Below are 21,695 nucleotides of genomic sequence, written 5' to 3'. Positions count from 1 at the left end.
TTATTTATTTAGCGTGATTTTACTCGGCCATAAATCTAATTAGATAGGTATATGTTGAGAACTGTTATTAGTTGATACCTATTCATACAAACAGAACACTATTTCATGGTGATATTAATCATCGAGTGAAAATAAAGGCATTATTATGGAAAACTTTAAACATCTACCAGAGCCGTTTCGTATCCGTGTCATTGAACCTGTAAAACGTACGACTCGTGAATACCGTGAGCAAGCGATATTAAAAGCAGGGATGAACCCGTTCCTGCTAGATAGTGAAGATGTCTTTATTGATCTGCTCACTGACAGTGGTACAGGTGCTATTACCCAGAACATGCAGGCAGCAATGCTTCGTGGTGACGAAGCATACAGCGGCAGCCGTAGCTACTATGCGCTTTCGAATGCGGTACAAGACATCTTTGGTTATGAGTTGACGATCCCGACTCACCAAGGCCGCGGTGCCGAGCAAATTTACATTCCAGTTCTAATCAAAAAACGTGAAATAGAAAAGGGACTGGATCGCAGCAAGATGGTCGCACTGTCTAACTACTTCTTTGATACCACACAGGGCCACACGCAGGTGAACTGCTGCGTAGCGAAAAACGTGTATACCAAAGAAGCGTTTGATACTGCAGTCAATGCTGACTTCAAAGGTAACTTTGACTTGGTTAAGCTGGAAGACGCGATACTTGAAGCTGGCCCGGCAAATGTCCCCTACATCGTCAGCACCATTACCTGTAACTCTGCGGGTGGCCAGCCAGTTTCTATCGCTAACCTGAAAGCTGTGTATGACATCGCGCAGAAATACGACATCCCGGTGATCATGGACTCCGCACGCTATGCTGAGAACGCCTACTTTATTCAGCAGCGTGAGCCGGGTTATCAGGATTGGACTATCGAAGAGATCACTCGCGAGTCTTATAAGTATGCCGATGGCTTGGCAATGTCTGCCAAGAAAGATGCCATGGTTCAGATGGGCGGCCTGCTTTGTTTTAAAGGCGAGTCCATGATGGATGTGTACACCGAATGCCGTACTCTGTGTGTCGTTCAGGAAGGTTTCCCAACCTACGGCGGTTTGGAAGGCGGTGCGATGGAGCGTCTAGCCGTTGGCCTCTATGACGGTATGCGTCAGGATTGGCTGGCATACCGTATTGGTCAGGTTCAGTATTTGGTTGATGGTCTGGAAGCTATCGGTGTTGTTTGTCAGCAAGCAGGCGGCCACGCGGCATTTGTTGACGCTGGCAAGTTGCTGCCGCACATTCCAGCTGATCAGTTCCCGGCCCATGCACTGGCTTGCGAGCTTTATAAAGTAGCAGGTATCCGCGCTGTTGAAATTGGCTCGCTCTTGCTAGGTCGTGATCCGGCAACAGGCAAACAGCACCCATGTCCGGCAGAGCTGCTTCGTCTGACGATCCCGCGTGCGACTTATACTCAAACACATATGGATTTCGTTATCGAAGCATTCCAGAAAGTGAAGGCAAACGCAGCGAATGTGAAAGGCCTCGACTTTACTTACGAGCCACCGGTTCTCCGTCACTTTACTGCCAGACTAAAAGAGGTAGAGCCAGTGAGGCAGGAAGCGCCGAAGAAGGAAGTAAAAGTCTTAGAAGAAGCTTAATAACAATAGAGCGCAACCGTTGGGTTGCGCTTTTTTTTAAAAAAAATATAGCTTAAGCCCATTAGTTTATAACGTGAAATTATAAGAGTGACAGAATTATGGATAAGAGTTTGTCATTACCAGTACGCGAAAGTGTGAAGGACAATAACCCGTCATTAATAGGGGGAGCATGCATTATCGCCAGTGTCTGTGTCGGTGCTGGAATGCTAGGGCTCCCGAGTGCGGGAGCGGGGGCATGGACCATTTGGTCAGTTCTCGCGATTACATTAACCATGATCGTAATGACCGTTTCGGGTTGGATGCTACTTGAGGCATTTAAACACTATGACCTAAAGGTTTCTTTCAATACGGTAACCAAGGACATGCTTGGCGATAAGGTCAACATGTTCAATAACCTGACAGTGTACTTTGTCGGTGGTATTTTATTGTACGCCTACATCACGTCTTCCGGCCTTATTCTTCAGGATGTTTTGGGTTTCGATAGCAAAATTTCCTCTATCTTATTTGTTTTGGTGTTCTCCGCCTTTGTGTGGCACTCAACGCGGGCAGTCGACCGGATCTCCGTTGTTCTCATCGCATTTATGGTTTTAAGCTTTGTGTTTGGTGTATCAGGGTTGGCCGTCAATGTCGATATGTCCATATTGTTTGACACGATTAATGAACAAACGATTTACGCACCTTATTCCATGGCAATGTTGCCTGTCGCATTAACATCGTTCGGCTATCACCATTCAGTGGCTTCAATGCGCTCATATTATGGCGAAGAGAGAAAGGCGAAAAACGCGATATTAGGCGGCACTGCAATCGCATTAAGCCTGTATATCCTATGGTTGTTCAGTATTTACGGGAGCTTGCCTAGAAGTCAATTTGGTCCTGTGATTGAGCAAGGTGGTAACGTGGATGCATTGTTGACCGCATTAGGCTCTGTCATTGCGTCTGAAAAAGTAGCCAATGCGATCAATATTTTCTCAATGGCGGCAATTCTGTCTTCTTTCATTGGTGTCGGGCTTGGAGTGTTTGACTATTTGGCCGATCTGTTCAAGTTCGAAGATACCAAACAGGGGCGTGCAAAAACCTGGTTGGTGACTTTCTTGCCACCTCTGATCATGTCGCTGCTGTTTCCTTTTGGCTTTGTTATTGCCATTGGTTATGCCGGTGCCGCTGCAACAGTCTGGACATGTATTATCCCTGCTCTGTTGGTGAGAAAGTCACGCTTACTAGAGAACGGCAATGAAGGCTTTAAAGCGCCAGGTGGCAAAGCCATGATAATGCTGGTTATGGGCTTTGGTGTGTTAACGGCAGTGTTCCATTTCATGTCGATGCTAGGCATACTCCCAGCATTTAGGGGCTAGTCAATTTCAATTCAATATCATAATGACTGACGGGTTACGCGACTAACCGAAAAAGCAGAGGTAACCTGTCTATTGCAATTATAGGGAAGCACTTATTATCTTTAATTAAGTAGAAGCGCAGCTTCAATGCTGCAGATACCAATCTGTAGCAACTTGATGTTATTATGCTAAGGTGTTGATATTAGTTGTGAATTGACAAGGATATAACAGACGGTTTTGATGGCGGTGATATGGTATAGCTTATTAATAAGCTCTATATACATCGAAGTAATCAATGAAAAAATATCTACTTGTCGTTTCTTTTGCGCTATTAACGAGTTTTGCTAGCTACGCTAAACCGACTGTTATTGTTAAGCCTGGCAATGGTCATAAAACCCCACCACACCGTGTGGCTAAACAATATATGCCACCGAAAGGTAAATGCCGTCTGTGGTATACCGGAAGATCAGCCAACAAACAGCCGAAGGTCGGCAGCTGTAAAAAACTCGGCAAGAAAATTCCACGTGGCGCAGTGCTGCTTCGCGGCTAAGCAATAACCAGACAACCAAGAAAATTTAATAACGCTGGTGAGGACAACGTCCCTCCAGCGTTTTTTGCCTCTTACAGAATAGAGTTGGTCGGTATGGTGAATTACATTACTGGTGGGTTATTTACCGTTTCGATATCAAAGTAATGGCATTATCATGATGCTCGTCTTAATTTGCTTTTGGCCTTATCGAACATAAATGGGGTAAGGAAAATAGCGAAACAGACCAGCCAAGGCCGCACATCATCTTTGATGTATAGTCCATATCCCGCCGCTGCCAGCAGGTAGATAAAGGGTATGGTCTTGCTGTGCGCCTTGAGTAACCTCTGCGCCAGAAAATACCCCGCAATCGCATTCAACCCCAACCACACTAATGATTCTGTCGCACCAATCGATGAACTCAGCGGTGCAGGAAGATATATCTGCGAAAAACTCCCCATTGGTGAAATAACATTAGTGGCTAGGTGAATACTGATCCCTGCACTTAACCCCGCCGCGATGGGCTTGGCATAGTTTGAGCGCAATAACACCGTCACAAGTAATGGCAATAGTACGCTGTGGGTGAGGATAGAGCGGTGATGCAGCAGGGACATCAGCTGCTTATCAGCATCAGGCCAGTAAAGCCCCAAATACAGAAACAGCGCGAAAACCACCAAGAGTAAGTGCTTCATGAAATGTCCCTTTTAAAAGTAAAATAATAACTTAGCTGGGCTAGAGAGGATAGAGATGAAATGTTGCGTGTAGGGGGAATAAAACCCGAAGTTATCAAGATAATGAGATCACAGTAAGAAATAGAAAACGTACACATTAAGGGTACTTGGTGTGTACGTTTTTATCGCTTCATCAACACTGCAGTTGCTTACCTAATCTGATACATATTCATAAACCAGTAACCTAGCTATCACTACTTTTTTCGATGGCATTTTCCTCCATATATGCGAATCTATCTACACCCTCTAGAATCATTTGAGCAAACGCTTTTGCTGTTTGTGACATAGGCTTATGAGCGGGAGTAAGTATGGCATGCTCAAATGTTACTAGAGGAGAAAAAGGGATAAAGAGAATGTTACCCGTTCCAGATTTATAGAGATTATAACTAGCAGCACTAATAGGATCACAAATGCAGGCACACAACTGCTGCTCTACAAATTCAAACCCAGAAATGTAGTTCTGTAGTTCAAACCTAGGACGGTAATTGGCATTATTCTCATCAAAAATTCTACGAATTTTGTCGTTGTCAGGGTGTTGATTAAATAAGGATACTAATGGAAATCCGTCTAGATCTTTTGGTGTGATGGTGCTCTTCTTAGCTAATTGGTGATCCTTATGAATTGCACAAACCCCTTTTAGTTTAATAGGCTCTACATTATATAAATCTGTATTCTTTGGCAGTTCACAGTAACCGATATCATATTGTTGAGAGGCTATCCAATCTTGAACAATCCTAGAACTTCGCATCATCATTGTTACTTCAAGCTCAGGCTTATCCTTAACATACCGCGTAATAAGGTGTGGCATAAAAAATAGCGCGACAGCAGGCATACAGGCAACTCTGAGCTTTCCTTTTTTAAGATCCTTTACTTCAGCCATTAGTTGAGTTGTACGTGTCAAGCGTTCAAGTATCACCTCGGCTTCTTCCAATAAATAGTGGGCCTCGGGAGTGGGTATTAGTCTCCCTTTATCCCTCTGGAAAAGCTCTAATCCTAATTCAGTTTCTAGGCTGTTAATCATTGAGCTAACCGCTGGTTGTGTTCTAGATAGTGACTTAGATGCCCTTGTTATAGAGCCTGTATTCATCACCGCCCTGAAGGTCTCTAGCTGTCTGATTGATATGCCTTTATTCATTTTGTCCTATAAGATTAATTTATGACATGTAAAGTATTTTATATTTGAGTTTATATTCTGTAAACGATAACGTAACCAAACACTTACAAAAGTTTCGGTTAAGGATGTGTCAATTGGAGCGATATTTCAGGTTTTTGTTAACAGGTTTGATTGGTACGGTCGCACTGATGCAGTTCATTCAGGTTGTTACTCGTTATGTTTTAGAAGTGCCAATTATGGGCCTAGAGGAAGCGATGGTAATACCTACCTTATGGCTGTATATGCTGGGTGCTGTCAATGCATCTAGAGAAAACACACAGATTAGAGCGAATGTTTTAGAGATATTTATTAGAACTGAGCGTGGCCATACTATTTTGGCACTAATTGGTGAAGTGATTAGTTTTGTTATCTCGGCGTGGCTCACTTACTGGGCTTGGGATTACGCTAAGTATGCATGGCGAGTGTGGAAAGAAAGCCCAACGTTGTATATCCCAACTTTTTATCATGAAATCGCAGTATTCATTGGGTTAACTCTAATTACTTGCTACATCGCAATACACATTACAAAGCTAATTAGGAAGCTTTCTTTTTCGTCATATTCAGTCAGTAAGGTATAAATTATGGTTGAAATTGCGCTATTAGCTGTAGTGGTGCTCGTGCTGTTGTTGACTCTAGGTGTTCCCTTGCCGTTCTGCTTCGGTGGCGCGTTAATTGTCATGACATATGTTGGAGATATGTCAATGATAGGAAACGTGATGTGGGGAACGGGTCAGTTGATGAATCCCGTACTTCTTTGTATACCGCTATTTGTTCTGGCGGGAACAATTATGAGTCGGAGTGGGATAGCGGCCAGTTTGTTGGGCTTCGTTAATGTATTTGTAGGCCATGTTAGAGGTGGGCTTGGTATTGTTGCGTCGATCAGTTGTGCCATCATAGGCGCGATATCAGGAAGTGGCCTGACCGGTGTTGCTGCAATTGGGCCACTGTTAATCCCTGAAATGGAACAGCGGGGCTACCCAAGAGCTTACGCGACGGCGCTTATTGCTAACTCATCAATACTTGGATTACTTATTCCCCCTAGTGTAAGTATGATTGTATATGGGTGGGTTACTGATACATCTATTTTGGCATGTTTTCTAGCAACGCTAGGCCCAGGAATCCTCGTATGTTTTAACTTTGCAATCATCAATCTAATTGCATCTAGGAAGTTTCCTCTTGTATTGGATGAAAAGCCAACGTTAAAAGTCATGGTTAAGAATACATCGAAGAAAACCATGAATGCAGTCCCCGCACTTGTGATGCCAGTTATTATTTTAGGTGGTATTTATGGTGGCATTATGACGCCAACAGAGGCGGCAGCAGTTGCAGTAATTTATGCAATCCCTATTGGCTTTATGATCTATCGAGGACTAACGTGGAAGACATTACTTGAATCAGGAAAAGAATCTGCGACGGCAGTGGGTTCAATAATGTTCATGATTTTATTCAGTCTCATTTTGAGCCAGATGTTTGTTATGGAAGGGGTTCCTCAGCAACTGGTAGAGTCTATATTTGAAATTACTGATAACAAAATTTTATTACTGATACTCGTTAACATATTACTGTTTATTGTTGGCATGATCGTGAATGATCTAACAGCAATTATTCTAATTGCACCGCTGCTTATGCCATTGATGACAGCACTTGGTATTAGCCCTATTCAGTTTGCAGCAATTATGGGTGTGAACACTGCTATGGGTGGAGTGACTCCTCCATATGCTTCAATTCTATACTTGGCCGCACGAATTGGTGACGTAAAATTCTCAGAAGTAATCGGTCCAGCGTTGATGTTAATCACGTTCGGTTATTTACCTGTGGTAGTTCTGACTTCATTCTGGTCAGAGTTGTCAATGTATCTCCCTACTTTATTTGGTTACTAAAAAGGAAATGAATAATGAAAAAAGCAAGGATGCTTGGAGTTAAAAATACACTTAGAAAATATACAGTCGTAGCTTCTATGGTGGCATCAACATTAGCAATTATGCCAGCCCAAGCGATTACTTTAAAAATCAGCCACGTTCGCCCACAAGGAACGGTTATAGATAATGATATTAAACAGCTTGGGGTAGAAATTCAAAAAAAAACAAATGGTGCTTTAAAGCTAAGAACCTATGCCGCTAATGCCCTTGGTGATTACACTTTAGTTCAAGAGCGAATTTCAATGGGGGCGGTAGATATGGCAGTGCAACCGGCTTCTTCATCAACGAATAGAAGACTGCAAATTGGTTCTCTACCGTATTTGGCCAACGATTGGGAACAAGCAAAGTCTATCTATGGTGCTGACTCAGTAATTCGCGAAGCGATGAAAGACCTTTTTGCTAAAAGCGATATTACGATACTAGCTGTTTATCCAGTCTACTTTGGCGGTATTTCACTTAATAGAAAAGTTGCTGACGTCGGTGACCTTGATGTTGCTAAAGGAATTAAGTTGCGTGTTCCACCAATTAAAAGCTACCAACTACTAGCGGACAACGCTGGCTACATTGGTTCACCACTGCCTTTCTCTGAAGCATTTACAGCGGTTCAAACAGGCGTAGTAGATGGTGTTCTTGGTTCGGGTGCAGAAGGCTATTACACGTCGTTCCGTGATGTAACGAAAAGCTACATACCACTAAATACTCACTTTGAAGTTTGGTACCTAATGATTAACTCTAATCGCTTCATGAGTCTAAGTGATAGCCAAAAAGAGGTGCTACAAGCAGCAGCAATAGACTTTGAAAGTCGTCGCTGGAACGCAGCTGAAGCTGACCAGGCTGCGAATGAAAAACGCTTAGCCGATGCCGGGGCAACCATCGTTGAAGTTTCTCCAGAGCATATTAATAAAACAGCAGCTAAGATTCGCGCAAATGTTTGGCCTGAAATCACCAAGGATATCGGCGTTGAGTGGAGTCAGCCTATTTTAGATAAAGTACTTAACTAACCATATAACTATGGGAGCACACCTCAAGCTCCCATATCAATTCTAATGAAATGAGAACTCTATGAAACCTGAATATATAGTAATCGGTGGCGGAGTCGTAGGTTGCGCAGTGGCATATGGACTGTTGAAAGCAGGTCATCAGGTTACGGTACTTGATGGTGGTGACAGTGTTTCCAGTGCTTCTCGAGGTAACTTTGGGTTAGTGTGGTTATCCAGCAAAGGACTTGATGCACCTCACTATGCAGCTTGGACTCGTCGTTCGATTAAACTTTGGAAAAGCTTAGCTGATGAATTAGAAAACTTGACTGGAGAGAAGCTTAATTTAGTTCAAAATGGGGGGTATGACTTTCATTTTTGTAAAAAAGAGCTTTTGAAAAAAGTGCGGCAATATGATGCTCTAAAGGAGCAATTAGGCACAGACTATCCATATGAAATTTGGGATCAAGAAAAGTTAAAAAAAGAAGAGCCACAAATTGGCTCCGATGTAGTCGGTGCTATATTTGGTGAAGAAGATGGTCATTTAAATCCTCTAAATCTATTGAAGGCCTATACCAAGGCAATTCAGATTCTAGGTGGGCGTTTTATCACTGATGCCAACGTCACTGATGTCTTAAAGTCAGATGATGGTTGTTTTATTGTTAGTCTGGAAAACGGTAACACCTTTGAGGCAAATAAAGTAATTCTTTCAGCAGGATTAGGCGCAGCTAAACTCGGGCCCAAATTGGGTTTTATTGCTCCAATTAATCCGCAAAAAGGGCAAGTATTAATTACGGAAAAGCTACCACCGATGTTAAAGCGACCTTCAGGAATTATCCGCCAGGTCAGTGAAGGTGGTATTCAAATCGGTGACTCAAAAGAGAATATGGAGTTCAATGAAGTTGATACTGTTGGTGTGACATCCGCCATTGCTGAGCGCGCGATTAAAGTTTATCCGTTTCTTTCTCGTACCAAACTAATTCGTAGCTGGGGAGCTCTGCGTATAGTCTCACCTGATGGGTTACCAATCTATCAGCAGTCGGATACTAACACGGGAGCTTATTTTATTAGCTGTCATAGCGGGATCACCTTAGCTGCTGCCCATAGTTACTTATTACCTAATTGGTTAGAGCCATCGACTGTCGATGTGCCAGATTTGGAGTTATTCAGTGAACAAAGATTCAAAATTTCTACGCCTGCCTAGTTCTAATAAAGAGCCAGTAAATATTGTGTTCACCTGGGAAGGGCGTTCTATCAGTGCAAATAAAGGGGATACGATCGCTGCAGCACTATTGGCAGCTGGTATCCGTTCGACGAGAGATACTCCCCAATCAGGAGAGCCGCGTGCGCCATTTTGTATGATGGGGAGTTGCTTTGAGTGCCGAGTTGAGGTGGACGGGGAGAAAAATGTTCAATCTTGCATGCAACTAGTTGAAGAAGGCATGGAAGTTCAACGTCAAAAGGTATAACAGGAGTTAGCGTGTTAGGTAAATCTATTTCTGATGTAGACGTATGTATTATTGGCGCTGGTCCTGCAGGAATGTCGGCAGCTATCACCTGCGCTGAACATGGTGCAAATGTCGCTGTGATCGATGAACAGCCTCAACCAGGAGGGCAAATCTATCGCTCTGTGAGTAACCATAAAAATGGTAGTGGTGAAATATTTGGACCCGATTACTTACGAGGTGCTGACCTTGTTGAAAGGTTTCAAAACGCCTCAATCAGTTATTTTGGTAACTCAACTTTGTGGCGTATTGATAGTGACAAGACCGTCTATTGGAGTGAAAACGGCTTAGCGTACAGACTTCAGGCCAAACGAGTTATCATTGCGACCGGGGCGAGTGAGCGACCTTTCCCTTTTCCAGGCTGGACTCTGCCCGGAGTCATGACCGCAGGGGCCTGCCAGGCAATGATGAAAGCCTCAGCTTTGGTACCAAATCAAGCTGTGATGGTTGGAACTGGCCCATTGTTATACCTACTGGCGGCTCAAATGATAGACGCGGGAGCTGCTCCCAAAGCGATAGTTGATACTCAGCATCCGTCAAGCTATTTCAGTGCGTCTAAGCATATAGTATCTGCGTGGCAGGGAAGAAAATACTTATATAAGGGGCTAAAACTACTGGCAAAAGTTCGAAGGGCAGGAGTTAAGCATTATACCAAAGCGACCAACATTAAAGCGCTTGGCGAGTCGTCAGTTAATGGCATTAGCTTTGAAGTAGGTACGGTACTTCATGAGTTCGAGACTGAAATATTGCTCTGCCATATTGGTGTAATACCAAATGTTCAGCTGACGCGTGCGTTGAGTATTAAACATAATTGGGACTCAGTGCAGTGTAGCTGGTCACCTGTTTTAGATGACTTTGGAAATAGTTCACTTGAAGGTATTGCTGTTGCTGGCGATGGTCGTTCAATTGGGGGGGCTCTAGTTGCAGAAAAGCAGGGTCAATTAGCCGGATTAGCGTCTTTAAATGCAACCGATCAATTGAGCGATAAACAGTTTGAGATTGAATCACAGAAGATAAAGCAGAGTATTAACAGCGAACTTGCAATAAGGCCGTTTCTGGATGCCTTATATCGCCCGCCAGAAGAAGCGTATAGACCAGCTGGCAGTACTATTGTGTGCCGATGTGAAAACGTCACCGCAAAACAGATTCGTGATCAAATAGATGCTGGAGTAAATGGGATAAACCAAATTAAAGCATACACACGTTGTGGTATGGGCCCTTGTCAAGGTAGGCACTGTGGTACGACAGTATCCCAAATGATTAGCGATAAGCTAAACATGCCAATGGAGAAAGTCGGTTACTATCGAATCCGTAATCCAATTAAACCTCTAACGCTTGGAGAGCTTGCGAGCTTAACGCCAATTGAAGAATCGTTTGTAGCGAAATATAAAAAGCAGGAAATAAAAAATGGCTCAGGTAAAAAGATTACTTACGAATCAACGAATGAGTAAGGTTGTTATTAACAACGATACCGTTTATTTATGCGGCCAAGTTGGTGTTAAGGGTACCAGTATCGAGGAACAGACAGAAGAAGCACTAAAGAGAGTTGAAGCGTTACTTCTTGAAGCTGGAAGTGACAGTCATCATATACTCCAAACAACAGTTTGGTTGTCTGATATAAAGTATTTTAATGCGATGAACTCAGTCTGGGACGAATGGTTCGATGAAGGGTATGCCCCTGCGAGGGCATGTAGTGAGGCCAAATTGGCAAGTCCTGACCTATTTGTTGAGCTGTTAGTTACTGCAGCTCTAAAGCCTACTTAATAGGACTGGACGAATATAATTTCTTTACTTATTACTCTTAATTGCCCCTTATTCCCAGGGGCTTTTCATCTTACTTGAATACCAATAGTTTCTGGGTAAATATCGGTGCTACTCATTAGCGGCTTTCTGGGACACGATAAAAAGGTTAAAGCCCAGTCAGACACCAGACTGGGCTCTTTTATTATAAGCATCTTATTTAAAGGCTATTATTACCTATTATCTTTCTTTGTAACTCAGTACTCTGGAACATTACAAAGCTAAAAATCAGGCAAACAGCGTAAATATTACCCCTGAAATAATGAGGATCATCGCGTTGCCAACTCGGGAGGACACCTGAGCATAGGGTATCAATCTCATGCGTTTACAGGCACTGAGTACTGCGATATCCCCAGCGCCACCAGCATTAGCCATACATAACCCTGAAGTGACACCCGCTTCAAATGGAAAGAAGCCCACCAGATTGCCAAACAAAGCCCCGCCCAGAAAGGCACCAGAGACTACCCCGAAGCATACCATGATGTTGCCAATGTTGGTGATTGAGGTAATAAACACCTCAAGGTTCATAAATGACATCCCGCAGCAAAACATAATGATAACCACAAAAGCTTGAATAAAATACTTCTGCGAATAGATCAAGGCAGCCGTAATATTGGCAGGGATGATATTGCTGACCTTCAGAATCATCGTGATAATAACCACATAAGCAAAGGTGTGGATGGGAATGCCAAACAAGGTTGGCAGGATCAGCTTGTTAAACACAATCGCAAGCATATAGATGGCAGAGATGATCAGCAGGCAGTTTGCCAGATCGGCCATTGATGGGGGCGTGTGATCGCGCTGAGTGACGCCACTGGCCTTGACGGCTCTCAGCATCTCACCGTTGCCTGTAAGAGTGTCTCTGCCTGCAATCAGCTTGTTTGCGATTCCGGCGATAATGATAGCAAAGAGATCGCCGACGCTTAGCATCGCCATCGCCACCGAGATGTACTCTTCAAAAGAGTTACCGGTAATTGAGTGGTACATCTCGGCAATAGGTAGTGCGCCAGCACCCGAACCGCCAGACATGATCGGCATCACAAAGTAACACAGTACATAGCTTGGACTCATGCCAAACAGGGATCCTATCAGGGTCGCGACAATCGCAGCACCGATGACTGCTGCGATGATCGTCGGAATAAACTTACTCACAGCCGCAATCAATAGGGTTCTGTCAATAGTGACGATACTGCCGATCACGAGCACCACAATAAAGATATTCAAAAACCCCCATGGTGCGATGAAGTTAAATACGGTATCGATTGTCGACTGGGGCAACAGGCCAAAGTGTTTGATCGAGGCGCCAAGAAAGAGGGTGATTAAAACGCCGCCCCCCATATATTCTCGAATGAATTTCACTCTATTTCCCACCGCGAAAGAGATAAAACCAGCGCCGAAACAGATTGCCATTGCCCCTGCCATGCTATTGGGTAATACGCCCAGTAAACTCGCGCAAATAATAATCGCGCAACAGGCTGCCCATAAATAGATACTCATGCCATTAACAGTGATTGTTTGGCTTTTTTCATCATTGTTTTTTATGTCTTTGACGTCCAACTCGATTTCCGTGCTGTTCATGACCTTTCCTCATTAGGGATAGCAAGCGGGTATAATGATGTACCTGCGTGCCAAAGTATCAACGCTTAACTTATTGATATGGTTGAACGTGGATAACAACTTGTCGTGCGGATTAATTAAGGCGTACGTGTCAGTTGGTGAATCTGTGAGCCAAGCAACATAAGGCCATCACCATTTTTTGCCATTTACTTCCTTTGGATTTCACCTACAGTGAACACTCTTGTATAAGCTAACGGCTCTCGCTCGGCTGAGCCCGTAGAGGACTTTCCTCTCCTAGATCAACGCTGCGCTCTGCGCACCATCACATTGATGACGCAACGAGATCATGCGGTAAGCTTAACCACCCCAATGTTGATACTGTCATTAAGCTCAACCATCAATTCAGCGCGCAACTGACCATATTCGGCAACCACCGTATAATGACCTGAGTCTGGCTCAAGCTGATCAAACTTGAAATCACCGAAGCAATCACTTTGGCACTGGGCAACGGGCTGACCATTATGATAAAGCGTCACCTTGCTGTCTTCAGCACAGTCAACATGATCGCCGACATCCATCACTAAGGTGCCACTGATATGATCTTTATTGAAACGGTAAAGGTTCTTATACCAAACCCGTGGCTGGGTTTCGTACTCAGGATGTAGTACCTCTAGCGAGTCTTCGGCTACACGCATCTGCATCGCATCATCCTCGATATACACGCAACTCAAGGCGCCGGTAGGGCAAGATTGGACACAACGCGGCACTTTCCAGCCTTGGTCCAGAAGGTGCGCGTCAAAGAACCATTTCTGCGGTAACTGTAACTCCTCGTTCCACCAGATGTGGCCATATGGGCAGCTTTTCACTAGACGCTTGTGGCCCTTGGCTTTCATTGGGTCAATAATCACAATGCCGTCATCACGACGATAGATCTCCCCGTCTTTGGCCGCGTTAACGCAAGGTGCATCCTGACACTGGTTACACATGGTAGGGAGGTAAGCTACATCGATTAACGAGCCACTACCCCGCTCGCGCTTTTTGATATCGATCCAGCGGTGGCCATGACGAGGCTGCTCTTCGGTATAGCCGGGGAAGCGATTGCCACAATACTCATCCTTATCTGCCAAGAAACAATTATTGCAGTTCTCACAGCGCGATACATCGACAATTAGATTCCATTTGCGCATTATACTTCTCCCTGCCAAACGCGGATGTTAACCAAGCATGAGTTACATGCCGTAGAGTGTGATTTCTTGATTATTGGACGGCTTGGTGTCAACACATTAACTGAGCCTCCTCTATCGGGCGACTTGCCCGGCTCACCGATAGGCTCATACCGCGCGGATGATTCATACGAATGGACTGTGCCCTCAGGCAGTCGCTGGGTCAGTTGGGCAGCACACAGTACTGAGCCGCGATCATTAAACACCTCAACCACTTGGTTATGGGTAATACCTCGCGCCATAGCGTCTTTTTTATTGATCCGTATCACCCAGTAGTAATGACCATCAATATCAACGCGGTGATCCTCGATATCGTTGATATGCGAGTCTTTGCCATCCATCATCGTGTGGAAGCTGTAACGGCTATGGGGTGAGATCATCTGCAACGGATATTTTTGATACAACTCCCCCGAGTGCGGCCCCTCCCAAGATGGGATGTATTTGGTCATTAACGGTCGCTCAGGATCGTCGTGAGCAAAGCGCTTAAGGCTGTTACACACGAACTCAATCTTACCGCTCTGAGTCTGCAAACCACGCTTGAAGCTGTCTTTGTAATCACTCGGCAGGGGGTTCATCTCAGGCACATCCTTCCTGCGCCCCTCGTAGTACCAGTTCCACGAGACCGGATCCCTGTCCTCCTCTTTTGGTGGCGGCACGACGTAATAGCCCTTCTTTAAGAACGCCTTCCATGAAATCCTATCTGGAAGATCGGTACCATTAAACAACCGATGAACCCACTCGATATCAGACGAGCCTTCTGAGTAGTAGGCACCAAGACCTAGCTTGGTCGCGATCATCCGGAAGATTTCATAATCTGATTTTGACTCGCCTAGCGGCTCAATGCACTTGTGCTGCAAGGTGATCACGCGGTGATTACATTGGGTATAGCAGTGATGGATATAGCCGCCACAGTTGGCAAACTCGCCGATATCCCAGCGCTCAAAATTGGTACAGGCTGGCAAGATAATGTCAGCAAACTTCGCCTCGCCCTCCATCCAGATAGACTGGTTGACCACAATATCCAGATTCGAGCTGCGGTACATATGGGCATAACGGTTGGTGTCGGTCATGGTACCGAAGTGTGAGCCGCCGTACTTATAGTACATTTTAATGGGGGCATACCCTGGCGCTGGGTATCTAAAGGTTCCAAATTGCCCCTCTATTGACGTGGTATCGGTCGGATATCCCACGGCCTTCCCCTCAAGGATTGCTTCTGGGATATTCAGCCGCGGCACTTTCTGCTTTACCGTATTCATAGTGATAAGGTGTGGCATCCGCTGATACATGTTCACGCCGACACCAGTACCCTCATAGTCCCCCGAGAAGCCACCTTCAGAGTAACCGGGAAAAAAGAAGCGGGTATCCACCGGGGCGCCCTGCTGTAGGTTCCCCATATTTACCCCGGGTTTACCTATCCCCTGCATCGCCATCAGACATACCATAGAACGTGCCCACTCAACCCCAGTCGCACTCCGGCAAGCCGAGCCAAAGCCTTGGATGCCACCAGCAGCAAGGTAGGTGCGCTTGCTGCCCCAGCGCCTGGCTAGCGCACGAATATCATGGGCAGGGATCCCCGTTTCCTCCTCCTGCCACTCAGGTGTTTTTGCTATCCCATCCTCGTTTCCGAGCACATACTCACACCACTCGGCAAAGCCCTCGGTCTTATCAGCGACAAAATCCTTGTCATACAGGCCCTCTTTCATCCACACATAGGCAATCGCCAACGCCATCGCGTTACTCGTTCCTGGCTTGGTACCGAACCATTTCCCACCAAGCAGACCGGCGGTATGGTTAAAGAAGGGGTCGATATGCACAAACTCTATACCTAGCTGTTTGGCCCACAGCCGACGCTGGGTGCCTTCCATCGCACCATACACCCCACCGGTCGCCTCAGGATCGCTTGACCAAAATATGATCATCTCACTGTGCTTGAGTGCGTCCTCAACGGTCGAATAGGTGTCCGGAGCCCCCAGACGTAATGAGTTTCCCCAATGGTGCATTGCCCCCCAGTAAAAACCTTCCCAGCTGTCTGGGTTGTGCACTACATATGATGCCCCGATACTATTAAAGAAGCGTCTACGGGTAGAGAGTCCGTAGCCTAAATTACCCCAGTTATGGTGTGAACCACCGCCATTCATGATAGCACCCGGGCCATAATCAGTTTTCACGCGAGCGATCTCTTTCGCTACGATGTCAGTGGCTTCTTCCCAGGAGATCGGCTCATAACCGGAGGTCCCGCGGTTTTCGGGATTACGCTCACCGTTGGGATCAAAGTCCACCCGCTTTAATGGCGTTAGAATACGGTCCTTTGAATAGATAGTTGATTTGATCCCCTGTGTATGAGGGCTTACTGTGACCTTTTTCGAGGGTTTTAACTCTTGACCGCGAGCTTTGATCATCCAAGGTTCTGGATCACTGTCATCAAGATCTATCGGGGTGATACGTACAATCTTACCGTCTTTGACATACACAAACACTGGGCCACCGTTGGTATTGTTGGTCATCCGTGTTGTGCCATCAGCCATTGGCGTCCCAAATTTAACCTGATTATCAAAGATTGCGCTAAGGATACGGGTAAAGTGAATCACCTGAACTTCATCGCCGACCGCATCCATCTTAAAGTTCTTCAGAATATCGATGACCTCTTGATAGTTACGCCAAGGTGACATCACCTTTATTGCATCTTCTGCGGTCTCGTAGATCATCTGGATATCAGCCGATTGATCACACCGTCCCTTTGAATGCAGCTTGCCGTGCTCGAAATATAATGTACGTCCGGTTTCAGAGGTACGAATACATATACAGACACTAAAGTTTTTTAAGGCAACAAGCTCTCTGAATTTACGGTCGGTTTTACAAAGCAGACGGATAGTTTGCACGAGACCATAGAGAATGATCTTAAACTGCTTATCTGCCGCTATTTTTTTAATTTTTAACATACTGACACCTAAGAATTTTTTGGTTAATTTCTATTTCCGGTTGTTTCTTAGATGGCAAAATTTGTGCCAATTTTAAATGGTGATATTCAGTGATAGCAGTCAAAGAATTTTCATAAAAATGCGCAGTACACGGTGATATTTCCTAGCAATGTGAAATGTCATAATGAAATATCCTACTGGCTAGCTACACTAGCGAACTAAAGATTATCAACTTAGAGCGTTTCATGGTTCAGAACCTTTTTTATCGGCAAGCCATTGAAGCATTAACTGGCACCTTAAACCTTGAAGTGGGCCTACAGCGTTGCTTATATTTCCTCAATCAGGTGATGCCGGGGGATGTACTATCGGTTCACCTCTGGGATGAGGCCTTATGCTCGCTCAAGATCATCGCTACAGCCGATCATAATAACGCCCATATATGTCAATTCATTATCCCGATAGAAGAGCCTTCGCGGCACATTCCTCGTTGGGAATACGCCACTGATATCAAGATTGTTAACGATGTGGCTGACGATCTTATCAGTCGGTGCGTCGAGGAGGCGCTAAGTAGCCTCTACGGTGAGCACACCTATTCTCATATGATCTCACGGGTGAGGATAGGCACCGAGCGGATCTGTGATGTCGTATTGCTCGCTCGTGGTCAGCATCGCTATACCGAGGCTGATGCAGCCCTGTTCCTCTCACTCGATTCACTCTTTGGCGTTGCGGTATCAAACAGTCTCAAGCATCAAAAAATCAAAGCAATGCACGCCCAGCTGAAGGATGAGAACCTCAAGCTAATGGAACGATTTCAGCAGTTTAACCCTCACGACCTAATCGGCTGTAACAGTGGGCTAAAGCAGGTTGTTAAGATGATCGAGGAGGTCTGCCAAACCGATGCCCCCGTGCTTATCACCGGTGAAACTGGGGTGGGTAAAGATGTGATAGCCAATGCAATTCAGTCTAGTTCACGACGCAATAAACAGGCATTTATCCGTGTTAACTGTGGTGCTATCCCCGACAGCCTTATCGATAGTGAGCTGTTTGGCCATGAAAAAGGTGCGTTTACCGGCGCCACCGACAAACGGATAGGGCGCTTTGAGCGCGCCAATTACGGCACCATTTTTTTAGATGAGGTGGGCGAGTTATCAAAAGCTGCACAAGTACGCCTACTTAGGGTGCTACAAAATGGTGAGATTGAACGGATCGGTGGTCGAGGGGTGATTAAGCTTAACGTGCGGGTGATAGCGGCGACCAACCGCTCTCTTGAAGATATGGTTGCAAAAAAACAGTTCCGTGCCGATCTTTACTATCGCTTATGCCTGTTCCCAATCCCAATCCCGCCGCTTCGCGACAGGCTTGAGGACATCCCGTTATTTGCTGAGTACTTCATCAGTCAGTGCAGAGAAAAATTCCAACTGCCATTTAATGGTATCGCTGAGGGCGAGATAGAAAAGTTACAAAATTACCATTGGCCTGGCAATATCCGCGAGCTGGTGAATGTGATTGAGCGCTCGGTAATAAGTGCCCGTGGAAAATTAGTTACCTTTGCTATCCACAACGATCCACTGGCCAAACGTATCAAGGATGATCCTCTACAGACGGTGATCCCGACCCTTAATGAGATTAATGGTGACCATATCCGCAAGGTATTAGCGTTAACTGATGGCAAGATCCAAGGCGTTAATGGGGCAGCCGAGATCCTCGATATTAACCCGCATACCTTACGTAGCCGGATCAAAAAACTGGGGATCACTTGCAATAAAGGTTAGTCCCCAATCTTTGATGCATATGGCTGGCACTTTTGATGGTTATATTTGAAGAGCTATTAGAGGCTAAATCTTAAATCCTGCCTTCACTGCCGCACATGCGGATCTTGTCGATGACCACTTGCTTCATCGCTTCTTTGCCGGGAACGATGTATTTGCGTGGGTCGTTGGCATCTGGGTACTCGGCGAAGTGCCTCTTAACGGCGTCAGAGAAGGCGATCTTCAATTCAGTAGCAACGTTGACTTTGCACACCCCAAGCTCGATGCAGCGGCGGACCATTTCATCCGGAACGCCCGATGCGCCGTGCAGCACCAATGGGATATCGACGACTTCGCGGATCTTAGCTAAGCGTTCGAAGTCTAGGCGCGGCTCGGATTTGTACATGCCGTGAGCGGTACCAATGGCGACGGCGAGTGAGTCGATACCCGTGCTGCGAACAAACTCGGCAGCGGATGACGGGTCGGTAAGCAGGGCATCGGCACTGTCGACAATTAAATCATCTTCCTGTCCGCCAAGGCGGCCGAGCTCGGCTTCGACACTGGCATCGAAGCGGTTACAGTGCTGGACTACACTGCGCACGATGTCGATGTTCTTGTCGAAGGCATAATGGGAACCGTCAATCATCACCGAGCGGATGCCTTGTTCTACCTTGGTGCGAATGTCCGACAATTCTTCGTGGTGATCAAGATGCAGTACCAAAGGTATTTGATGCTTGTAAGCCGCTTCTTTGCAGATGCTGACCAAGTAATCGGTGCCAGCATATTGGTAGGTGCCCGGCGTACCTGCCAGTATCACAGGGGAGCCCATCTCAGAGGCGGTTTCAACGATGACTTGAACGGTTTCAAGGTTATGGATATTGAATGCAGGAACAGCATAGCCACCGACTTGTGCGCGCTTGAGCATTTCACGGGAAGAAATTAGATACATACAGCCTCCTGGCTACAAACATGGTCAGCGTCAAATACGAGGTTGCCGTTAACCCAAGTGTTAGAAATGGTTTGGTTAGGGTGCAGCGCGACCATAGAGGCCTGCTTGCCGATCTCCAGACTGCCGTAGCGGCTGTCGAGACCCAGTGATTGTGCGGGGGTCAGTGAGGCCCGTAGCCAAGCTTGTTCCAGTGGCAGGTTTAGCCATTGCATAAGGTGGAACACCGCTTTGGGCAGGGTTAAGGTGCTGCCTGCCAATCCACCGTTGTCAGTGGTGGCAATACCGTCGTTGACGTTGACCAAGTACTCGCCTAATTGGTACTGACCGTCTGGCATATTGGTCGCGCGCATGGCATCGGTGATCAGCGTCAAGCGTTCGCCACAGCAGCGATGGGCAATATCAATTGCGGTCGGGTGAACATGGTGACCGTCGGCGATCATCTCGACATAGCTGTGGGGATGGCACAGCCCCGCTCCGACAACGCCGGGATCTCGGTGGTGAAGGCCGCGCATGCCGTTGTAGCAATGGACAATGCCATTGGCGCCGGCATCCAAGGCTTGTTGAACCTGATCAAAGCTGGCATCGCTATGGCCTAGCATCACCTTGATACCTTGAGAATGCAGGTATTTGATGGCCTTAATCGCCCCGGCTTTTTCCGGCGCAAGGGCGACGGTCAGCAGTTGGTTGTCAGCATAGGAAATCCAGCTGTCCAGCTCATCGACATCCAGTTCGCGGAACCACTCGGTTGGGTGGGCACCGCGATTTTTCTCGGTAAAATACGGGCCTTCAAGGTATGCACCGAGTAGTTCGGCACCTTCAACACCGTGCTGGCGGCTTTTGCCGACTTGGGCCAGTGCCGCCTGAATCGCTTTAACCGGGCCGGTGACTGTGGTGGCGACAAAACCAGTGACGCCAAGGCTGGCGAAAAAGACCGACATAGCATTGAGGCTTTCATGGCTTGCGTCCATCACATCGCAGCCCACCGCGCCATGGACATGGCTGTCGATGAGGCCGGGTAACAGATACTGCTCACCTAAATCGGTTACTTCGCTGTGGCGTTCTGTTGACCCTAGCGAATTGGCCGAAAAGGACGAGAAAGGCGCAATGGCGACGATAGTGCCTTGGTTGTCGACACTGACCACGCCATCGTCCAGCCACTGCGTGTCCGCGAGGACTCTGGCGGCGCGGTAATGGCGGAGATTAGATCCCATCTTCAACGGCTTCCTGTTGTTGTGGCGCTTTGCTTGCCATTTCATCAGCAAGGCTGGTGATCCCGCGGTGGCCACAGATCAAGGCTTGATCACGGAATTCGTTAAGGGTTAGTTCATCACGTTCTAGCAGCATTTCCGCTGCCATTTGTAAGTTGGTGCCAGTGACCACTTGGATATCGTCCCGCTCTTGGCTGATCAGCGATGCGGTACGAAACGGTGTGCCGCCTAGCAGGTCGGTAAGAAAGACAATGCCTTCGCCAGAATCGAGCTCTTGGACCGCGGCGCGCATGGTTTTATCGAGCTGGGCGGTGGTGCTCTCCACTGGGAAATCAATCGCCTTGAATTGCGTTTGGGTGCCAATGATTTGTTCAATGGCTTGCCCGATGCCAGAGGCAAAGCCACCGTGGCCTGAAAGAATGACTGCGATCATGTTGTTGTTCCTACTTGAAGGGCCGGCCAGTCCCGACCCTTATTGTTTTTATTACAAGTTGCTGTTTATCTGTTTCGTTTACAGCTGTTGTTATTAGCGTAG

19 protein-coding genes are annotated in these 21,695 nt (G+C 46.3%); 11 read left to right on the top strand and 8 right to left on the bottom strand.

What is annotated here, in order from left to right; all coding sequences use genetic code 11:
- Window positions 1-145: 145 nt before the first annotated feature.
- The 3 genes from tnaA to ACVA53_RS19085 all read left to right on the top strand — a co-directional run bounded on the left by tnaA (window position 146) and on the right by ACVA53_RS19085 (window position 3,496).
- Window positions 146-1,615 (top strand): tryptophanase, encoded by a 1,470-nt coding sequence (tnaA, locus tag ACVA53_RS19095; protein WP_446505960.1) that lies wholly within the window; start codon window positions 146-148, stop codon window positions 1,613-1,615.
- 98 nt (window positions 1,616-1,713) lie between these two features.
- Window positions 1,714-2,967 (top strand): aromatic amino acid transporter, encoded by a 1,254-nt coding sequence (locus ACVA53_RS19090; protein ID WP_446505959.1) that lies wholly within the window; start codon window positions 1,714-1,716, stop codon window positions 2,965-2,967.
- A gap of 274 nt (window positions 2,968-3,241) precedes the next feature.
- Window positions 3,242-3,496, top strand: coding sequence for a hypothetical protein (locus ACVA53_RS19085; RefSeq protein WP_255045237.1), 255 nt, complete (start codon window positions 3,242-3,244; stop codon window positions 3,494-3,496).
- 152 nt (window positions 3,497-3,648) lie between these two features.
- On the opposite strand, the gene ACVA53_RS19080 is transcribed toward ACVA53_RS19085, so the two are convergent.
- Both ACVA53_RS19080 and ACVA53_RS19075 read right to left on the bottom strand, forming a co-directional pair.
- Window positions 3,649-4,164 (bottom strand): hypothetical protein, encoded by a 516-nt coding sequence (locus tag ACVA53_RS19080; RefSeq protein ID WP_255045238.1) that lies wholly within the window; start codon window positions 4,162-4,164, stop codon window positions 3,649-3,651.
- Window positions 4,165-4,387: 223 nt separating this feature from the next.
- Window positions 4,388-5,338, bottom strand: coding sequence for a LysR family transcriptional regulator (locus ACVA53_RS19075; protein ID WP_446505958.1), 951 nt, complete (start codon window positions 5,336-5,338; stop codon window positions 4,388-4,390).
- Between the two features lie 104 nt (window positions 5,339-5,442).
- Here ACVA53_RS19075 and ACVA53_RS19070 point away from each other — a divergent pair, with 104 nt between their 5' ends.
- The 7 genes from ACVA53_RS19070 to ACVA53_RS19040 all read left to right on the top strand — a co-directional run bounded on the left by ACVA53_RS19070 (window position 5,443) and on the right by ACVA53_RS19040 (window position 11,521).
- The gene (locus ACVA53_RS19070) at window positions 5,443-5,934 is read left to right on the top strand and encodes a TRAP transporter small permease (RefSeq protein WP_446505957.1); all 492 of its coding nucleotides are present in this window, start codon (window positions 5,443-5,445) and stop codon (window positions 5,932-5,934) included.
- Window positions 5,935-5,937: 3 nt separating this feature from the next.
- On the top strand, window positions 5,938-7,236 hold the full coding sequence (locus tag ACVA53_RS19065; protein ID WP_446505956.1) for a TRAP transporter large permease: 1,299 nt from the start codon (window positions 5,938-5,940) through the stop codon (window positions 7,234-7,236).
- 14 nt (window positions 7,237-7,250) lie between these two features.
- On the top strand, window positions 7,251-8,276 hold the full coding sequence (gene dctP / locus ACVA53_RS19060) for a TRAP transporter substrate-binding protein DctP (protein ID WP_446505955.1): 1,026 nt from the start codon (window positions 7,251-7,253) through the stop codon (window positions 8,274-8,276).
- 61 nt (window positions 8,277-8,337) lie between these two features.
- The gene (locus ACVA53_RS19055; protein ID WP_446505954.1) at window positions 8,338-9,456 is read left to right on the top strand and encodes an NAD(P)/FAD-dependent oxidoreductase; all 1,119 of its coding nucleotides are present in this window, start codon (window positions 8,338-8,340) and stop codon (window positions 9,454-9,456) included.
- Window positions 9,457-9,481: 25 nt separating this feature from the next.
- Complete coding sequence (locus tag ACVA53_RS19050) at window positions 9,482-9,721, top strand: (2Fe-2S)-binding protein (RefSeq protein WP_446505953.1); 240 nt, start codon at window positions 9,482-9,484, stop codon at window positions 9,719-9,721.
- 11 nt (window positions 9,722-9,732) lie between these two features.
- Complete coding sequence (locus ACVA53_RS19045) at window positions 9,733-11,208, top strand: FAD-dependent oxidoreductase (protein WP_446505952.1); 1,476 nt, start codon at window positions 9,733-9,735, stop codon at window positions 11,206-11,208.
- Window positions 11,165-11,521, top strand: coding sequence for a RidA family protein (locus ACVA53_RS19040; protein ID WP_446505951.1), 357 nt, complete (start codon window positions 11,165-11,167; stop codon window positions 11,519-11,521). The genes ACVA53_RS19045 and ACVA53_RS19040 overlap by 44 nt, the downstream gene beginning before the upstream one ends.
- Window positions 11,522-11,785: 264 nt before the next feature.
- Here ACVA53_RS19040 and ACVA53_RS19035 read toward each other — a convergent pair whose 3' ends face one another.
- The 3 genes from ACVA53_RS19035 to ACVA53_RS19025 all read right to left on the bottom strand — a co-directional run bounded on the left by ACVA53_RS19035 (window position 11,786) and on the right by ACVA53_RS19025 (window position 17,276).
- A complete protein-coding gene (locus tag ACVA53_RS19035) occupies window positions 11,786-13,135 on the bottom strand; it encodes a 2-hydroxycarboxylate transporter family protein (protein WP_446505950.1) in 1,350 nt (449 codons plus the stop codon).
- A gap of 323 nt (window positions 13,136-13,458) precedes the next feature.
- The gene (locus ACVA53_RS19030; protein WP_446505949.1) at window positions 13,459-14,301 is read right to left on the bottom strand and encodes a 4Fe-4S dicluster domain-containing protein; all 843 of its coding nucleotides are present in this window, start codon (window positions 14,299-14,301) and stop codon (window positions 13,459-13,461) included.
- A complete protein-coding gene (locus ACVA53_RS19025; RefSeq protein ID WP_446505948.1) occupies window positions 14,301-17,276 on the bottom strand; it encodes a molybdopterin-dependent oxidoreductase in 2,976 nt (991 codons plus the stop codon). Before ACVA53_RS19025 ends, ACVA53_RS19030 begins: the two co-directional genes overlap by 1 nt.
- 224 nt (window positions 17,277-17,500) lie before the next feature.
- Between ACVA53_RS19025 and ACVA53_RS19020 the strand changes: the two genes are divergently transcribed.
- Window positions 17,501-19,027 (top strand): sigma-54 interaction domain-containing protein, encoded by a 1,527-nt coding sequence (locus ACVA53_RS19020; RefSeq protein WP_446505947.1) that lies wholly within the window; start codon window positions 17,501-17,503, stop codon window positions 19,025-19,027.
- 70 nt (window positions 19,028-19,097) lie between these two features.
- On the opposite strand, the gene ACVA53_RS19015 is transcribed toward ACVA53_RS19020, so the two are convergent.
- Genes ACVA53_RS19015 through agaF form a run of 3 tightly spaced genes read right to left on the bottom strand, consistent with a single transcriptional unit; the run spans window position 19,098 to window position 21,593 of the window.
- Complete coding sequence (locus ACVA53_RS19015) at window positions 19,098-19,952, bottom strand: tagatose bisphosphate family class II aldolase (protein ID WP_446505946.1); 855 nt, start codon at window positions 19,950-19,952, stop codon at window positions 19,098-19,100.
- Entirely contained in the window at window positions 19,943-21,163 is a 1,221-nt protein-coding gene (gene nagA, locus ACVA53_RS19010; RefSeq protein WP_446505945.1) for an N-acetylglucosamine-6-phosphate deacetylase, read from the bottom strand. The genes ACVA53_RS19015 and nagA overlap by 10 nt, the downstream gene beginning before the upstream one ends.
- The gene (agaF, locus tag ACVA53_RS19005; RefSeq protein WP_446505944.1) at window positions 21,153-21,593 is read right to left on the bottom strand and encodes a PTS galactosamine/N-acetylgalactosamine transporter subunit IIA; all 441 of its coding nucleotides are present in this window, start codon (window positions 21,591-21,593) and stop codon (window positions 21,153-21,155) included. Before agaF ends, nagA begins: the two co-directional genes overlap by 11 nt.
- Window positions 21,594-21,695 lie beyond the last annotated feature (102 nt).

Source organism: Photobacterium sp. DNB23_23_1 (assembly GCF_052873815.1).
The sequence above is the reverse complement of the archived record's forward strand: the minus strand, read 5'-3'. Positions and strand labels throughout refer to the sequence as shown.

Excerpts from the sequence above, each read along its gene's own strand:
- tnaA (WP_446505960.1), top strand. The coding sequence starts at position 146 with ATGGAAAACTTTAAACATCTACCAGAGCCGTTTCGTATCCGTGTCATT.
- ACVA53_RS19090 (WP_446505959.1), top strand. The coding sequence starts at position 1,714 with ATGGATAAGAGTTTGTCATTACCAGTACGCGAAAGTGTGAAGGACAAT.
- ACVA53_RS19085 (WP_255045237.1), top strand. The coding sequence starts at position 3,242 with ATGAAAAAATATCTACTTGTCGTTTCTTTTGCGCTATTAACGAGTTTT.
- ACVA53_RS19080 (WP_255045238.1), bottom strand. The coding sequence starts at position 4,164 with ATGAAGCACTTACTCTTGGTGGTTTTCGCGCTGTTTCTGTATTTGGGG.
- ACVA53_RS19075 (WP_446505958.1), bottom strand. The coding sequence starts at position 5,338 with ATGAATAAAGGCATATCAATCAGACAGCTAGAGACCTTCAGGGCGGTG.
- ACVA53_RS19070 (WP_446505957.1), top strand. The coding sequence starts at position 5,443 with ATGTGTCAATTGGAGCGATATTTCAGGTTTTTGTTAACAGGTTTGATT.
- ACVA53_RS19065 (WP_446505956.1), top strand. The coding sequence starts at position 5,938 with ATGGTTGAAATTGCGCTATTAGCTGTAGTGGTGCTCGTGCTGTTGTTG.
- dctP (WP_446505955.1), top strand. The coding sequence starts at position 7,251 with ATGAAAAAAGCAAGGATGCTTGGAGTTAAAAATACACTTAGAAAATAT.
- ACVA53_RS19055 (WP_446505954.1), top strand. The coding sequence starts at position 8,338 with ATGAAACCTGAATATATAGTAATCGGTGGCGGAGTCGTAGGTTGCGCA.
- ACVA53_RS19040 (WP_446505951.1), top strand. The coding sequence starts at position 11,165 with ATGGCTCAGGTAAAAAGATTACTTACGAATCAACGAATGAGTAAGGTT.
- ACVA53_RS19035 (WP_446505950.1), bottom strand. The coding sequence starts at position 13,135 with ATGAACAGCACGGAAATCGAGTTGGACGTCAAAGACATAAAAAACAAT.
- ACVA53_RS19030 (WP_446505949.1), bottom strand. The coding sequence starts at position 14,301 with ATGCGCAAATGGAATCTAATTGTCGATGTATCGCGCTGTGAGAACTGC.
- ACVA53_RS19025 (WP_446505948.1), bottom strand. The coding sequence starts at position 17,276 with ATGTTAAAAATTAAAAAAATAGCGGCAGATAAGCAGTTTAAGATCATT.
- ACVA53_RS19020 (WP_446505947.1), top strand. The coding sequence starts at position 17,501 with ATGGTTCAGAACCTTTTTTATCGGCAAGCCATTGAAGCATTAACTGGC.
- ACVA53_RS19015 (WP_446505946.1), bottom strand. The coding sequence starts at position 19,952 with ATGTATCTAATTTCTTCCCGTGAAATGCTCAAGCGCGCACAAGTCGGT.
- nagA (WP_446505945.1), bottom strand. The coding sequence starts at position 21,163 with ATGGGATCTAATCTCCGCCATTACCGCGCCGCCAGAGTCCTCGCGGAC.
- agaF (WP_446505944.1), bottom strand. The coding sequence starts at position 21,593 with ATGATCGCAGTCATTCTTTCAGGCCACGGTGGCTTTGCCTCTGGCATC.